This window comes from Pseudonocardia parietis, from assembly GCF_017876315.1.
GTDB lineage: Bacteria > Actinomycetota > Actinomycetes > Mycobacteriales > Pseudonocardiaceae > Pseudonocardia > Pseudonocardia parietis.
In genome coordinates, this window is the sequence record NZ_JAGINU010000001.1 from 1,660,319 (window position 1) to 1,676,341 (window position 16,023).

Consider the following 16,023-nt stretch of genomic DNA (forward strand, 5'->3'; position numbering starts at 1 on the left):
ATGTCGATCTTCCTCAACGAGAACAGCAAGGTCATCGTCCAGGGCATCACCGGCGGTGAGGGGACCAAGCACGCCGCCAAGATGATCGCCGCCGACACCAACATCGTGGGCGGCGTCAACGCCCGCAAGGCCGGCACGACGCACACGGTCGGCGACAAGGACGTCACCGTGTACGGCACGGTCGAGGAGGCGATGAAGGAGACCGGCGCCGACGTCTCGGTGCTGTTCGTCCCGCCGAAGTTCGCCAAGGACGCGGTCATCGAGGCCATCGACGCCGAGATCCCGCTCGCCGTCGTCATCACCGAGGGCATCCCGGTGCACGACTCGGCCTACTTCTGGGCGCACGCCTGCGCCAAGGGCAACAAGACCCGGATCATCGGGCCGAACTGCCCCGGCGTCATCTCCCCCGGCAAGTCCAACGCGGGCATCATCCCGGCGAACATCGCCGGCCCGGGCAAGATCGGTCTGGTGTCGAAGTCGGGCACGCTGACCTACCAGATGATGTTCGAGCTGCGTGAGTTCGGCTTCTCCACCGCCATCGGTATCGGCGGTGACCCGGTCATCGGTACCACGCACATCGACGCCCTCGAGGCGTTCGAGGCCGACCCCGACACCGAGGCCATCGTGATGATCGGTGAGATCGGTGGTGACGCCGAGGAGCGTGCCGCGGACTTCATCAAGGCCAACGTGACCAAGCCGGTCGTCGGCTACGTCGCCGGGTTCACCGCGCCGGAGGGCAAGACGATGGGCCACGCCGGCGCCATCGTGTCCGGCTCGGCGGGCACCGCGCAGGCGAAGAAGGAGGCCCTCGAGGCCGCGGGTGTCAAGGTCGGCAAGACGCCGTCCGAGACCGCCACGCTGATGAAGGAGATCCTCTCCGCCAAGTAGCGGCAGCCGTTCACCGACGCGCGGGTCCTTCCGGGGCCCGCGCGTCGTCGTGTGCGCACCGGCAGGCGTCACCCGGCCGTGGTGCGGTATCGGCTAGCGTGCGGGTCAGGAGTCCTGTCGTCGACGCCCGCTGGAGTAGTCGTCATGTCGAGCAACCAGCCGTCCTCCCCGCCTCCGGCGGGCGCGGACCCGGAGGGCGCGGCCGCACCACCCGCGGGCCCGGTGCGGCTCGCCGTGCTGGGGGGCGCCGGATGTGTGCTGCTCGCGCTGCTCACGAGCTTCTTCGGCCTCGCCGCGGGTGCCGTGCTGGCACTCGCGCTGCTCGTGGCGGGCGGGATCGCCGGTGGGCTGTCGCTCCTGCCGGGAACCGGCCGGACGCTCGTCGCCGGGATCGCGCTCACCGGGACCGGGTTCCTGGTCATGCTCTTCCTCTTCACAGCCAGCAGCAGCCCGGTCGCGGCCGGTGCGGTGGGCTGGGTGGTCCTGGCGTTCGCACTGTTGTCCGTCGCGGCCCTGCTCTACGGCCAGTTGCTGCTGTCCGGCGTGCTGTCCCCGCCGGCACCGCGCGCGCCGCGGGCGGCCCGGCCCACGCACGTCGGTGGCGAGCACCAGTGGGCGACGCCCGGCCTCCCCCAGCAGCCCGGTCGACCGGTCGGCAACTGGTCCGGCCAGCCCGCTCAGCCCGGCCAGCCCGGTCACTACGGCCAGCCCGGCTACGGTCAGCCCGGCTACGGCCAGTACGGCGCCGCGATGCAGGGCCAGCCCGGCGGGTACCCGGGCGCCCCGGCTCCCGACGCCGCGGGCCCGGCCGGTCAGTACCCGCCGCCCGGTGACCGGCCAGGACAGCCGGGAACGCCGTACGGGGCGCCGGCGGCCGGTGCGTACGCCGCGGGGGCACAGCCCGGCCCGGCCCACTCGGGTGGAGCGTTCTCCGGGGTCGCCTACGGCGATCGGGCGGCCGCGTCGGCGGATCCCGCGCATCCGGGTTTCGGAGGTGTCGTGGGCGCGTCCCCGGGGCAGCAGGCTCCGGGGCAGTACGCGCCGCAGCAGGGGTTCGGGCAGCAGGCTCCCGATCACGGCGCTCCCGCCGGGCAGGCTGCCGGTGCGCAGGGCCCCGGTGCACAGGATCCCGCTCATCAGGCCTCGGCGCAGCAGTTCTCAGCGCAGCAGGCTTCGGCGCAGACCTCTGCTCAGCAGGCTTCCGCGCAGCAGGCGTCGGCGCAGCAGGCCTCCGGGCACCAAGCCTCCGGGCAGCAGAGCCCCGGTGCGCAGTTCTCGGATGGTCAGGGCCCCGGTGCGCAGGTTCCGGGTGGCCAGAGCCCTGGTGCGCAGTTCCCGGATGGCCTGAGCCGCGGTGCACAGTTTCCGGATAGCCAGAGCCACGGTGGGCACGTTCCGGGTGGGCAGGGCCCTGATGCGCAGGCCTCTGGCGGGCAGGCCTCCGCCGGGCACGACCCGGGTGCGCAGGACTCGACCGGTCGGCCGGGCGCCGGGCAGTTCCCGGGCCAGACGGCAGGGCAGCACGGCTCGGGGCAGGCACATCTGTCGGGTGGTTCGGCGGTGGACGAGACCGGCCCGGCCGGCGCGGTCGGGCCTGGGCTGACGCACCCCGCCGCCCCGGCATCCTCCGGCGAGCGCGCCGCGCCCGGCCGGGTGTCCGATGGCACGGGAACCGGCGATCAGGCGCCCGGTTCGACCCGGCCCTGGGACGACCCGTCCGCGGAGTCCGACGCCACCCGCGCCTTCCCGGCGAACGGTGGCTCGGCACCCCGGTCCTGACGTACCTCCCGTCCGTCGTGTCCCGGAGGTCGGCACGTCTTTGTGGGCCGGGCCGGCGGCCGGTGGGGCAGGCCACCTGCGGCGTGCCTGCCACGGGCCGCGCACCGGCGCTGCGACCCTGATCGGGTGAGCAACCCGTCCCGATCCACCCGTGGCCGCGCGTCCCGCTCCCGAGCGTCCGGCACCGAGCCACGGCGGTCGCACGGAGCCGGGCCGGGCGGATCGCGCGATGGCGGGAACACCGCCGTCGGCGTGCGAGGGGAGCGTGCCCGCGACGCGGCGCGGCGGGATCGCGCGGGACGGGGTCGTTCCGCCGGCGACAACGGGCTGCACCGTCTGCGGATCCTCCTCGCGTCGACGATGGGTGCGGTGCTGACCGGGTACACGCTGCTCGTGCCTATCGCGGCCCTGGTCGCCGGCAGCGGCGGCGCGCCGGTGACCGCGGACGGGGCGCTCGCCACCGCCGTCCCGATGTGGCTGGCCGCGCACCAGATCCCGATCGCCCTGGACGGCCACGCGCTCGGAGTGCTCCCGCTGCTCCCGACGCTGGTGGTCATCGTCATGGTCGCCTGCTTCTCCCGCTGGGCGGTGCGTCGGCTGGGCGGCCGGGTCCGGCACGACGCCGGCGCCGTCGTCGCCTCCCAGGCCGGCGCGGCGGCCGCGGTCGCCGTCCTCGCCGGTGCCCTGCTGCCGAAGGAGATGGCGGTCACCGCGCCGTGGGCGTCGCTCGCCGGAGCCGGGGCGATCGGCGGGATCGCCGCGGGCGTCGGCGTGATCCACGCCTGCGGGCTGCCCGCGGCGTGGAAGCGGGTGCTCGCCGGGTGGCCGGGCGCGGCACTCGCCGGCGTCCGGGTGGCGGTGACCGGGTTGTTGCTGACCGGAGCCCTGTTGCTGACCGGGGCGCTGCTGCTCGCCGCGCCCGCGGTGACCGACGCGGCGGCCGCGCTCGGCCCGGGAACCGGTGCCGCACTGGGGGTGCTGGCCCTCGTCGTCGGCTACCTGCCGAACGCGCTGGTCGGGGCCCTGTCGTGGGGGACGGGTGCCGGTGTGTCCGTCGGTGTCGCGACCTCTGGCCCGCTGCTGGCGGAGCCGGGGCCGCTGCCGGAGTTCCCGCTCGCCGTGATCCTTCCTGTGACGGCCGTGCCCACCGCGGCGCCGCTGGTGTTCCTGCTCCCGGTGTCGGTCGGGGTCCTGACCGGGCTCGCGTGCCGGCGGACGCTGCGTCCGGACGCGCCCGTCGTGGAGCGGGTCGCGGCTCCGGTGACGGCGGCGGCCGTCGTCGCACTCGGTGCCTCGGTGCTGGCGACGGTGGCCGGAGGGCCGCTCGCCGGCGGTCCGTACGACCCGGTCTCGTTCAACGGAGGCGCTGTTCTCGGCGCCGTGTTGTTGCTGGTGGGCCTGCCCGCCCTGCTGACCTGCGCCGGGCCCGAGCTCGCCCGGCACGTCCCCGTCGGCGGGACCGGTGAGCGATCCGCGCCCCGGGCGGCCGGTGGACGGGCCCGGACGAGCCGGTCGACCACCGTCCGGAGGCCGGCCGAGCGGCGTCGTACGTCCGGTTCCGGTCGGGCGGACCGGGCCGGGGGCGGCGCGGTCCGGGCGCGACGTGGGGACCGGCGAGGCGCTCGCGCCGACGATGCCGCACCGGACGCCGAGGCGCGCGACTCCGATCCGGACGACGACCACGTCGGCCATGTCGAGGACGCCGAGGAGGTCGAGGACGCCGACCGGGACCGGCTCGGCCGGGACGGTCCGGAAGACCCGGGCGCCCACCACCACGACGACGCCCAGGACGACGAGCCGACCGCCGGGGAGCAGCCGCCCGGACAGGACCGGTGTCCACGCGGGTGATTCCGGCCACCGGACCGGGCCGCGTCGGTGTCATCCCGCGCGTCTACGCTGGTCACCGGCTGCGACGGCGGTCGGAGGACAGGGCGTCGGAAGGGGAACGGTGCACGCGCGGGAGCAGGCGGGACCGTTCCGGGTCGTCGTCCTCGTGTCCGGGAGCGGCACCCTCCTGCAGGCGCTGCTCGACGGGGCCGGGGACGACTACCGGGTCGTGGCCGTCGGGGCCGACCGCCCCGGTGCCACCGGACTGGACCGGGCGCGTGCGGCGGCGGTACCCACCTTCGTCGAGCGGCTCGCCGACCATCCCGACCGGGCGGCCTGGGACGACGCCCTCGCCGCCGCCGTCCTCGAGCACCGGCCGGACCTCGTCGTCGGGGCGGGCTTCATGAAGCTCGTCGCACCCGCCTTCCTGGACGCGCTCGGATGCCGGATGCTGAACACGCACCCGGCCCTGCTGCCGGCATTCCCCGGCGCGCACGCCGTCCGCGACGCGCTGGCCGCCGGCGTCGAGGTGACCGGAGCGACCGTGCACGAGGTCGACGCAGGACTGGACTCCGGGCCGGTGCTCGCGCAGGTGGAGGTATCCGTCCTCCCCGATGACGACGAGGCCGTCCTGCACGAGCGGATCAAGACCGAGGAACGACGGCTGCTGGTCGGGACGGTGCGGCATCTCGCCGCCGCCGGTGAGCGCGCCGGGAGAACCACACGAGGTGAACAGTGAGTGAGCGCAGGCCGGTCCGCCGGGCCCTGATCAGCGTCTACGACAAGGCCGGGCTGCTGGACCTGGCGACCGGGCTGCACGCCGCCGGGGTGGAGATCGTCTCGACGGGGTCGACCGCCCAGCGGATCGCCGACGCAGGCGTCCCCGTCACCGCGGTCGAGGAGGTCACCGGCTTTCCGGAGTGCTTCGACGGCCGGGTGAAGACCCTGCACCCGCGGGTGCACGCCGGGCTGCTCGCCGACACCCGCAAGGACGAGCACGTCGCGCAGCTCGAGCAGCTGAACATCGCGCCGTTCGACCTGCTGGTGTCCAACCTGTACCCGTTCCGGGAGACGGTCGCATCCGGCGCGAGCCGCGACGAGGCGGTCGAGCAGATCGACATCGGTGGCCCGGCGATGGTGCGCGCCTCGGCGAAGAACCACGAGAGCGTCGCGGTGATCGTCGACCCGGCCCGCTACGGGTGGGTGCTCGAGCAGGTCGCGGCCGGCGGGTTCGCGGTGGGGGATCGTCGGCGGCTCGCCGCCGACGCGTTCCGGCACACCGCCGCCTACGACGTCTCGGTCGCCACCTGGATGGGCGAGCAGTTCCCGGCCGATGACGCCGGTACGACCCCGGAGTGGTTCGGCGCCACGTGGACCCGCGAGCGCTCGCTGCGCTACGGCGAGAACCCGCACCAGGCCGCCGCGCTGTACTCCGACGGTGGCGCCACCGGTCTCGCGGGCGCCGAGCAGCTGCACGGTAAGGAGATGTCCTACAACAACTACGTCGACGCCGACGCCGCCTGGCGGGCCGCGCACGACCACGGCGACGTCCCGACCGTCGCGGTGATCAAGCACGCGAACCCGTGCGGCATCGCGGTCGGTACGGACGTCGCCGAGGCGCACCGCAAGGCGCACGCCACCGACCCGGTCTCGGCGTTCGGTGGTGTGATCGCGGTCAACCGCGAGGTGTCGGTGGAGGCGGCCGAGCAGATCGCGGAGATCTTCACCGAGGTCGTGGTCGCCCCGTCGTACGCCGACGGTGCGCTGGAGGCGCTGCAGCGCAAGAAGAACGTCCGGGTTCTGCGCATTCCGGGCGAGGTCGCCCGGGGCGGGATCGAGCTGCGGCCGATCTCCGGCGGGCTGCTCGCCCAGCAGCGCGACCTGGTCGACGCCGACGGTGACGACCCCGCCGCCTGGAAGCTCGTCACCGGTGACCCGGTGTCGCCGGAGACCCTCTCCGATCTCGCGTTCGCCTGGCGGGCGTGCCGCGCGGTGAAGTCCAACGCGATCCTGCTGGCGCACGACGGCGCCGCGGTCGGCGTCGGCATGGGGCAGGTCAACCGGGTGGACGCCGCGAAGCTCGCCGTGGAGCGGGCCGGCGACCGGGCGCGCGGCGCGGTCGTGGCCTCGGACGCGTTCTTCCCGTTCCCCGACGGCCTGGAGGTCCTGCTGGAGGCCGGTATCGCGGCCGTCGTGCAGCCGGGTGGCTCGGTGCGTGACGAGCTCGTGGTCGCCGCCTGCGCGAAGGCGGGCGTGCCGATGTACCTGACGGGGACACGGCACTTCGCCCACTGACCCTCTCCTGCCCCCTGAACGGCCCGGATCGCCCCGTGCGGTCCGGGCTGTTCTGCGTTCTGGCCACCGTGTTTCCTGCCGCCGCGCCGGGTCTCGTTCCCCGCCGAGATGCGGCCCAGGGCTCCCAGGAGATCGACAACTCGCCCTGAACCGCATCTCGGCGAGGGTGGAGCTGCCGGCGGGACGGGTGCGTGGCGCTGCGGCCCGGAAACTGTCGGTGGTCCGTGCGACGGTGCTCCGTGTCGGTCCTCCGGCCCCCCGACCGGGGGCTGCGGCGGGGCGGCAGTTGCCCTATAGTTCGAACGTAAGTTCGAGTTGGTGCCGCCTTCCCCGCGGTGCACCGGGCAGGTTCCGACCGGTCGGCAGGCCGGTCGCGGTGCGATGGGGGAGGTCCGTTGAGCAGGGCTGTGGCGGGGAGGCGGGAGCACGGTGCAGGAGAGCCCGGCCCGGGGGAGCGCGGTGCCCGAGAGCGCAGCGCAGGAGAGCGCAGCGCAGGGAAGCGCGGTGCAGGAGAACGCGGTGCAGGAGAACGCGGCGCACGGACGGGCGGGCTCGCCGTCGTCGGGGGAGGAACGGCGGTGGGCCGGGTCGCCGGAGCGGCGCCGGACACGGCAGCGGGCGCGGATCCGGCCGGGGAACCGGACCCGCGGTTCGAGCCGGACAGGGAACCGGCCCCGCGGTTCGGGCCGATCGGGGAACCGGAGCCGGGGTTCGAGCCGGCTGGGGAACCGGAGCCGGGGTTCGAGCCGGCTGGGGAGCCGGATCCGCAGTTCGAGCCGGACGGGGCGTCCGGCCCGGTGATCGGAGCCGGGGTGCGGTGCGCGGGGGCGGACGGGGAGCCCGTCCCCGCGGGCCGTACCGGTTCCGGGGCCGGGCTCGCCGGGCCCCGTGACCCCGAGGGCGGGCGGGAGCCGCTCCAGGGGGCACGGGGCCCGGTTCCGGGGTCGTCCGCACCCGTGCCGGACCGGCTGGCCCGTGCCCGGCAGGTGCTGCACCGGATGGAGACCCGATCCGACGTCGAGCGGGTCCGTCCGGTGGCGGCCGGGCCCGGCTGCGCAGCGACGGCCGTCGAGCCGGGAGCGGCCGGTACCGCCGGGACGATCGCTCCCGGTGGTGGCACCGAGGCGGCACTCCCCGTTCCCGGACCGCTCGCCGCGCTGCTGCCCGGAGGTGGGCTGCGCCGCGGCTCCACGGTCGCGGTGGGCGCCGGGATCGCTGCCGGGTCGTTGCTGTTCGCGCTGCTGTCCACGGCGTCCGCGGAGGGTTCCTGGGTCGGGGTGGTCGGGCGTCCCGGGCTGGGTGCGACGGCTGCAGCCGAGGCGGGGATACGGCTGGACCGGCTCGCACTGGTCCCCGACCCCGGACCTGATCCGGTCGGGGTCACCGCGGGTCTGCTGGACGGGCTGGACCTGGTCGTGGTGGCCGGCCCGGAGCGCTCCGGGTTGCGCGCCGCCGATCGGCAGCGGCTGATGGCCCGGGCCCGTCAGCGCGGGGCGGTACTGCTGGCGCTGGGCCCCTGGCCCGGAGCGGACCTGCGGCTGCACTGCGAGCGGCCCCGCTGGGAGGGGGCCGGGCGTGGTGCCGGGCGGTTGCGGTTCCGGCGGGTCGAGGTGCGGGTGTCCGGCCGGGGGATCGCGCCCGCGGGCCACGGTGCCGAGGTGCTGCTCCCGGGGCCGGGCGGCGCGCTGGCACCGGTTCCGGAGGCCACGGCGGTGGGGCGTCCGCTGCCGGTCACGGCCGGTGCCGGTGCGAGCGCCGGTGCCGGTGCCGGTGTGAGTGCGAGTGCCGGTGCGAGCGCGAGCGCGACTGCGAGCGCCGGTGCTGGTGTGGGCACGGGTGCCGGGATGGATCGTGCGGCCGTGCGGGTGGCCGGATGAGTGCCGGTGTCGATCCGGCCGGGAGGGGTCCGGCCATCGTCGCCACGCCGGAGAGCCGGCCGAGGTCTGCGCGTGCCGGGGAGGGCGTCCGCGGGAGGTGTGGCCCGGCGGAGGAGCCCGGGCCGGCTGCTGCGCCCGGTGCCCTACCACCACCGGGGTCCGGGCACGGGGAACGCGGGGGCCGCCCGGCCCCCGACCCCCGGATCCTGGCGCTCTGGTCCCCGGACTGGCCGGTCACCGCGGCCGCCCGGGCCGCGCACGTCCCGGCGCACCGGCCGGCGGCGGTGTTCTACGCCAACCGGGTACTGGCCTGCTCGGCCCCCGCACGCCGGTACGGGGTGCGGCGCGGGCTGCGCCGGCGCGAGGCGCAGGCCCGCTGCCCGGACCTGGCGGTGCTCGCCCCGGACCCCGGGCGGGACGCGCGGCTGTTCGAACCGGTCGTGGCCGCGGTCGAGGAGCTCGCCCCGGGGGTCGAGGTCGTCCGGCCCGGCCTGCTCGTGCTCCCCGCACGTGGCCCGGTCGGCTGGTTCGGCGGCGAGCAGGAGGCGATCGAGCGGCTGATCGACCAGGTCGCGTTGCGGGCCGCCACCGAGTGTCAGGTCGGGGTCGCGGACGGGATGTTCGCCGCCGAGCTCGCCGCCCGCCGGGGGCGCGGGGTACCGCCCGGCCGGTCCGCGGAGTTCCTGGCCCCGCTGGAGGTCACCGAGCTGGACCGTGACCCGGAGGTCGACCGCTCCGCGCTGATCGATCTGTTGCGTCGGCTCGGGCTGCGCTCGCTGGGAGCGTTCGCGTCGCTGCCGGAGGCCGACGTGGCGTCCCGGTTCGGTGCCGACGCGGTGGCCGCACACCGGCTGGCCCGGGGGCTCGATCCGCGCCCTCCGGTGCGCCGGGTCCCGCCGGAGGAGCTGGCCGCGGCGATCGAGCTGGACCCGCCGGTGGATCGGGTGGACGCGGCCGCGTTCGCCGCGCGCGGGCTGGCGACCCGGCTGCACGAGGCACTCGCCGGGCACGGCCTGGCCTGTACCCGGCTGGGGGTGCATGCGCGTACCGACGGAGGGGAGGAGCTGCTCAGGGTCTGGCGGTGCGCCGAGCCGTTGACGCCGTCCGGCACCGTCGACCGGGTGCGCTGGCAGCTGGACTCGTGGCTCGGTCGCGGTGGCTCCGGGACGCTGGTCGCGCTGCGCCTCACCCCGGAGGACACGGTCGTGGCCGGCGCTCTGCAGCGCGGGCTGTGGGGCGATGTCGGGGAGAACGACGAGCGCGCCGGTCGTGCGCTCGTGCGGGTGCAGGCGCTGCTCGGGCCGGAGGCGGTGGTCACCGCGGTGTCCGCCGGTGGCCGGGATCCCGGGGAGCGGGTCCGGCTGGTGCCCTGGGGAGAGGAACGGGACGTGGAGGAGACGGCCGTACCCCCGGGCACCGAGCATGCGGCCTGCTCCGGGCAGCCGTCTCGGCGGCAGGAGGACCCCGCACACGTCCGTCGAGCTCCGGGGCGGCGCCCACCGAAGGACCCGCCGGCGTCGTGGCCGGGCCGGTTGCCGGCGCCGTCCCCGGCGACGGTCCCGCCGGAGCCGATACCGGTCCGGCTGTGCGACGCGGCCGGTGCCGAGGTGGGTCTCGCGGCCCCCGACCTGCTCGACGGCGTTCCGCACCGGATCAGCGGTGCCGGTGGCCCGGATCGCGAGGTCATCGCCTGGGCCGGGCCCTGGCCGGTGCACGCCCGCTGGTGGGCCCCCGAGGGGCCCGGTCCCGCGGCGAGGTTGCAGGCCGTGCTCGCCGACGGGACGGCGCTGCTGCTCGTCCACCGCGGGGTGCGCTGGGAGGTGACCGGTGTCTACGACTGAACGGCCGGGCGTGGGTCCCGGGCCGGTACACGGACGTGCCCGGCCCGGGGCCCGGCTACCGGGCGGGGACGCCCGTCAGGTCCACCGCGAACCGGCCGACCGCCGAGCCCATCGCCGTGAGGTTCCGGTCGAGCGCGGTGCGGTCGATGTTGGTGAGCCGGTCGCACGGCGTGTGGTAGCAGGAGTCGTACGACTGGCCCGCCGTTCCGCCCCACTTCTGGGCCTGCTCCGGTGTCTTCAGCTCCTCGGCGCCGGTGAACAGACCACCGGCCGGGATGCCCGCCTCGATGAACGGTCCGTAGTCCGAGCGGCCGTCGAAGGCGGTCGTCTCCGGCCCCGGCACGCCCGCCGCGGCGAGCGCCTCGGTCAGCACCCGCTCCGCGGTCTCCGACCCCGGCGGGCCGGCCTGGCCGCCGAGACCGTCGGAGTTGTCGCCGTCGTACACCAGGTACCCCGCGTTCGGCGACCCGACCATGTCGAAGTTCAGGTAGAGCGCGAGCGCCGCACGGTCCTGTTCGGACAGCGACTCGACGTAACGCGTCGCTCCGACCAGGCCGATCTCCTCCGCTCCCCACCAGGCGAAACGCACCTTCTGCCCGGCAGGAGGTGCCGCTCCCAGCTTCTGTGCCACCTCCAGCAGTGCCGCGCTGCCGCTGCCGTTGTCGTTGATGCCGGCGCCCTCGGGCACCGAGTCGAGGTGTGCACCGGCCATCACGACCCGGTTCGGGTCCCCGGTGGTGGTCTCGGCGATCACGTTGCGCGAGGTCTGCTGCTGGATCGTGGTGTCCAGGACGAGGGTGGCCTGCTGCCCGTCGCGCAGCGCCGCACCGGCGGTCTTCTGGACGGCCGCGGTCGGCACCACATCCGGGGTCTCACCGAGGGTGGCCGGCAGCGCCGCGTCCTCCGTGTTCACCACGATCATCGCCGCGGCCCCGGCCGCCCCGGCCAGCTGCGACTTCTGCCCGAACGGGCAGACCCCGCGCTCGACGACGGCGATCGCCCCCGCCGGGATGCCGGCGTAGTCCGCGGCCTCGCAGCCCGGCGTCGGGTCCTGCGGCGTCCGCGGCCGGACCGACAGCGGCGCGGTCAGCCCGCCGGGTGGGGTGGCGGGCGAGAAGCTCAGCACCTCGGTGGGCACCGGCGCGTCCGCCACCGTCAGCCGGGCGGCGTTCGCGGTGAACGAGCGGACATCGAAGGACGGCGTCCGCACCTCGTACCCGGCCTCGCGGAGCTTGCCCGAGACGTAGTCGACGCTCGCGTCGTAACCGGGGGTGCCGACCGCCCGGTCGCCGCCGTGCGCGTCGGCGATCCGCTCCAGCTCCTGGAGGTGCGCGTAGGCGGCGTCACCGCTCACCGCCGCGGCGAGCCGATCCGGGAGCCCGGGATCGACCTGCGCGGCGGGTACCGCGGGTGCGGCGGGTCCCGTTGCCGTGCCGAGCGCCGCCGGGCCCGGCCCGGCCGGCACGTTCGCGCAGGCTGCCAGCGCGGTGACGGCCACACCGGCAGCCAGCACCGGCAGCAGCCGGCGCATCCCGCGCTGCGACCGGCCGTGCCGCTGCGCCCGCGCGTCACCGGCCGCCCGTCGCCGGGCCCGGCCGCCCGGTCCCGTTCCCGTCCATCGCGACCTCATGGCGCCACCCCCGCTGTCCGGCCCTGTCCCGGGCGTCGTCCGCACCGGACCACCGGTGCCTGTCCTGGAACGCGACCGGACCGGGCCCGGGCGTCGCAGCGTCGGACCAGCATCCGTCATCGGGTGTCTTCGTGCCGTGAACCGGCGATCACGACACGGCATCTCGATCGGGCGGGATCCATGGTCGATCCACGGACTCGTCTCAGCACTTCCACAGGTTCGGCTGGTGAACTCGTTCTTGTCGGCGGAACGCCCCTCGCGGGTGGTCCACCGACACCCGACAGGGTCGTCCGAGTGGCCCTGCGGCCCGGCGCTGGGGAGCGGCCGGTGCCGCGGAGGAACTCGGTGCAGCCGTGCGGGGCCGACCGGCGCTGGGGAGCTCCCGGCCGGTCCCCGCACGGCACGCCCGGCCCAGCGCGGCCCACATCCCGGCCCGGCTCAGCACTCAGCCCCGCCCCTCCGCCCCCGCGCGCACCCGATCGATCGACCGAACCTTGCCGTCCGATGGCCCGTCGAACTGGTGTTCGACTATGCTCGGCGTGTGGGCTGGCAGAATCCGGACGTTCCCTGGTCCGAGCTGGAGAACGCACTCTCCGGCCGGCCGGTGCGCGACGGTTCGAGCCTGCGCGGTGGCCCGGAGGCCGACAGCGGCGACGCCCCGGCCTGGTCCGCTCATCGGGGCCCGTACGAGCCCCCGGAGACCCTGCGGCCGGCGCAGGCCGGTGTTCCCTACGCGGAGCTGCACTGCCACTCGCACTTCAGCTTCCTCGACGGCGTGAGCGCCCCCGAGGAACTCGTCGAGCGGGCGGTCGAACTGGGTCTGGAGGCGATCGCGCTCACCGACCACGACGGTATGTACGGCGTGGTCCGGTTCGCCGAGGCGGCCCGGGAGCTGGGGGTGCGCACCGTTTTCGGGGCCGAGCTGAGCCTGGGTCTGAGCGCCCCGCAGAACGGTGTCGCCGACCCGGAGGGCGAGCACCTGCTCCTGCTCGCCCGCGGCCCGCAGGGCTACCGCGCGCTGTGCCGCACGATCTCCACCGCACAGATGCGGGGCGGGGAGAAGGGGCGCCCGGTCTACGACCTCGACGAGGTGGTCGCCGATACCGCAGGCAAGGTCGTCGTGCTCACCGGCTGCCGCAAGGGCGCGGTGCGGCGCGCACTGGAGCGGCACGGCCGGGCCGCGGCGGCCGCCGAGCTGGAGCGGCTGGCGGACAGGTTCGGCCGGGAGCACGTCCGCGTCGAGCTGACCGCGCACGGCGACCCGTGCGACACCGAACGGAACGATGCGCTGGCGGCCCTGGCGGCGGCGGCCGGCGTCGCGACCGTCGCCACCACCGCCGCGCACTACGCCACCCCGGATCGCGCCCCCCTTGCGGCCACCGCGGCCGCGGTGCGGGCCCGGCGCAGCCTGGACGAGATCGACCCCTGGCTCCCCGCGGCCGGGGCCGCGCACCTGCGATCGGGGCAGCAGATGGCACTGCGCTTCGAGGACCGGTACCCGGGTGCGGTGGCGCGGGCCGCGGAGCTGGGCCGGGAGCTGGCGTTCGAGCTGCACCTGGTGGCGCCCGACCTGCCGCCGTTCGACGTCCCGGCGGGGGAGACCGAGGCGAGCTGGCTGCGTGCGCTCACCGAACGGGGCCGGATGGCGCGCTACGGCAGCCACAGCGAGAACCCGTTCGCCGCACACACGGTCGAGCGTGAGCTGGCGATCATCGAGAAGAAGAACTTCCCCGGCTACTTCCTGATCGTCCACGACATCGTCGACTTCTGCCGCCGGGAGAACATCTTCTGCCAGGGCCGGGGCTCCGCGGCGAACTCGGCCGTCTGCTACGCGCTGGGCATCACCGCGGTCGACGCCGTCCGGCACGGACTGTTGTTCGAGCGGTTCCTGTCCCCGGACCGTGACGGCTATCCCGACATCGACCTGGACATCGAGTCCGGGCGCCGGGAGGAGGCCATCCAGTACGTCTACCGCCGCTACGGCCGGTTGTTCGCCGCGCAGGTCGCCAACGTCATCACCTACCGGCCGCGCTCTGCGGTCCGCGACACCGCACGCGCACTCGGGTTCTCACCCGGCCAGCAGGACGCCTGGAGCAAGCGGGTCGAGCGGTGGCACGCGCTGCAGGCCGCCGAACTCCCGCAGGAGATGCCGCTGCAGCTGCTCGACCTCGCCGGGCAGCTCATGGGCGCGCCCCGGCATCTCGGCATCCACTCCGGCGGCATGGTCATCTGCGACCGGCCGGTGTCCGAGGTCGTCCCGGTGGAGTGGGCGCGGATGGCGGACCGGACCGTCGTCCAGTGGGACAAGGAGGACTGCGCCGCGGCCGGGCTGGTCAAGTTCGACCTGCTCGGCCTGGGGATGCTCACCGCGCTGCACCTGATGGTGGACCTGGTCGAGCAGCACGAGGGCACCCGGATCGAGCTGCACGAGATCGGCGAGTCCGATCCGGAGGTCTACGCGATGCTCTCCCGGGCCGACTCGGTCGGGGTGTTCCAGGTGGAGTCCCGCGCCCAGATGGCGACGTTGCCGCGGCTGCGCCCGCGGGAGTTCTACGACCTGGTCGTCGAGGTCGCGCTCATCCGGCCCGGCCCCATCCAGGGCGGCTCGGTGCACCCCTACATCCGTCGCCGCAACAAGATCGACCGGTGGGAGCACGACCATCCGCTGCTGAAACCGGCGCTGGACAAAACCCTGGGTATCCCGCTGTTCCAGGAACAGATGATGCAGATCGCCGTCGACGTCGCCGGGTTCTCCGCCGCCGAGGCGGACGAGCTGCGCCGCGCGATGGGGGCCAAGCGCTCCACCGAGAAGATGGAACGGCTGCGCGGGCGGTTCTTCGACGGGATGGCGGCGAACGGAATCACCGGAGAGCTCGCCGAGAAGATCTTCACCAAGCTGCTGGCGTTCGCGAACTTCGGCTTCCCGGAGAGTCACTCGATCAGCTTCGCCGCGCTCGTCTACTACTCGGCGTGGTTCAAGCTCTACCACCCGGCGGCGTTCTGCGCGGCCCTGCTCAACGCCCAGCCGATGGGCTTCTACTCCCCGCAGTCGCTGGTCGCCGACGCCCGCCGGCACGGGGTACGGGTCCGCCGCCCGGACGTGAACGACGGCGGTGCCGACGCGATCCTGCAACCCGATCCGGACAGCACCGGCGGATGGTCGATCCGGCTCGGGCTCTCCGGGATCCGCACGATCGGCACCGACCTCGCCGAGACGACCGAGGCCGAGCGGGCCGCGACCGGCCGGTTCGCCGACCTGGCGGACCTCGCCCGCCGGGTCCGGCTGACCGGGCCGCAGGCCGAGGCACTGGCCACGGCGGGTGCGTTCGGCTGCTTCGGTGTGGAGCGGCGGGAGGCGCTGTGGGCGGCGGGCGTCGTCGCGGGGATGCGGCCGGAGCATCTTCCGGGGGCCGCGGTCGGGCTCGAGGCGCCGGCCCTGCCCGGGATGACCGATGCGGAGCTGACGATCTCCGACGTGTGGGCCACCGGCGTCTCCCCGGACGGCCACCCGGTGCAGCACCTGCGGGAGAAGCTGGACGTGCTCGGCGCGGTCCGGATCGACCGGCTCGACGCCGTCGGCCGCCGGGCCGGTCCGGATGCGCCGCCCCGCGTGCTCGTCGGCGGTCTGGTCACCCACCGCCAGCGCCCGGCCACCGCGGGCGGGGTGACGTTCGTGAACCTGGAGGACGAGTCCGGGATGCTCAACGTGACGTGCTCGCAGGGGTTGTGGGCGCGCTACCGGTCGGTGGCGCTGGGCAGCGCCGCGCTGCTGGTGCGCGGACGGCTGGAACGCAGCCCGGAGGGCGTCCTCAACCTACTGGCCGACCGGCTGCAGCGGATGCCGCTGGCCGTCACCGTGACGTCCCGTGACTTCCGCTGAGCCGGA

Annotated in this window: 9 protein-coding genes; 8 read left to right on the forward strand and 1 reads right to left on the reverse strand. The window is 75.2% G+C overall.

The annotated features are described in order from the left end of the window. The 7 genes from sucD to JOF36_RS07980 all read left to right on the forward strand — a co-directional run bounded on the left by sucD (position 1) and on the right by JOF36_RS07980 (position 10,507). Positions 1–888 carry a succinate--CoA ligase subunit alpha gene (gene sucD, locus JOF36_RS07950; RefSeq protein WP_210025768.1) on the forward strand — a complete coding sequence of 296 codons (888 nt, stop codon included), beginning with the start codon at positions 1–3 and terminating at the stop codon, positions 886–888. A gap of 144 nt (positions 889–1,032) precedes the next feature. After that, positions 1,033–2,667: a DUF5336 domain-containing protein gene (locus JOF36_RS07955; RefSeq protein ID WP_210025770.1), complete on the forward strand. Its 1,635-nt coding sequence runs from the start codon at positions 1,033–1,035 to the stop codon at positions 2,665–2,667. A 252-nt stretch (positions 2,668–2,919) separates the two neighbouring features. Continuing rightward, positions 2,920–4,515 carry a cell division protein PerM gene (locus JOF36_RS07960; protein ID WP_210025771.1) on the forward strand — a complete coding sequence of 532 codons (1,596 nt, stop codon included), beginning with the start codon at positions 2,920–2,922 and terminating at the stop codon, positions 4,513–4,515. A 100-nt stretch (positions 4,516–4,615) separates the two neighbouring features. Then, positions 4,616–5,233, forward strand: coding sequence for a phosphoribosylglycinamide formyltransferase (gene purN, locus JOF36_RS07965; RefSeq protein WP_210025773.1), 618 nt, complete (start codon positions 4,616–4,618; stop codon positions 5,231–5,233). Then, positions 5,230–6,789 (forward strand): bifunctional phosphoribosylaminoimidazolecarboxamide formyltransferase/IMP cyclohydrolase, encoded by a 1,560-nt coding sequence (gene purH / locus JOF36_RS07970; protein ID WP_210025775.1) that lies wholly within the window; start codon positions 5,230–5,232, stop codon positions 6,787–6,789. Before purN ends, purH begins: the two co-directional genes overlap by 4 nt. Before the next feature lie 578 nt (positions 6,790–7,367). Then, positions 7,368–8,666 (forward strand): DnaE2-dependent mutagenesis accessory factor ImuA', encoded by a 1,299-nt coding sequence (gene imuA' / locus JOF36_RS07975; RefSeq protein ID WP_210025777.1) that lies wholly within the window; start codon positions 7,368–7,370, stop codon positions 8,664–8,666. Continuing rightward, positions 8,663–10,507, forward strand: a complete 1,845-nt coding sequence (locus JOF36_RS07980; protein WP_210025779.1) for a DNA polymerase Y family protein — start codon at positions 8,663–8,665, stop codon at positions 10,505–10,507. Before imuA' ends, JOF36_RS07980 begins: the two co-directional genes overlap by 4 nt. Positions 10,508–10,562: 55 nt before the next feature. Here the strand turns inward: JOF36_RS07980 and JOF36_RS07985 are convergent, their stop codons facing one another. Then, complete coding sequence (locus tag JOF36_RS07985) at positions 10,563–12,137, reverse strand: M28 family metallopeptidase (protein WP_210025781.1); 1,575 nt, start codon at positions 12,135–12,137, stop codon at positions 10,563–10,565. A 541-nt stretch (positions 12,138–12,678) separates the two neighbouring features. Between JOF36_RS07985 and JOF36_RS07990 the strand changes: the two genes are divergently transcribed. Next, positions 12,679–16,017, forward strand: coding sequence for an error-prone DNA polymerase (locus JOF36_RS07990; protein WP_307862269.1), 3,339 nt, complete (start codon positions 12,679–12,681; stop codon positions 16,015–16,017). Positions 16,018–16,023: the final 6 nt, after the last annotated feature.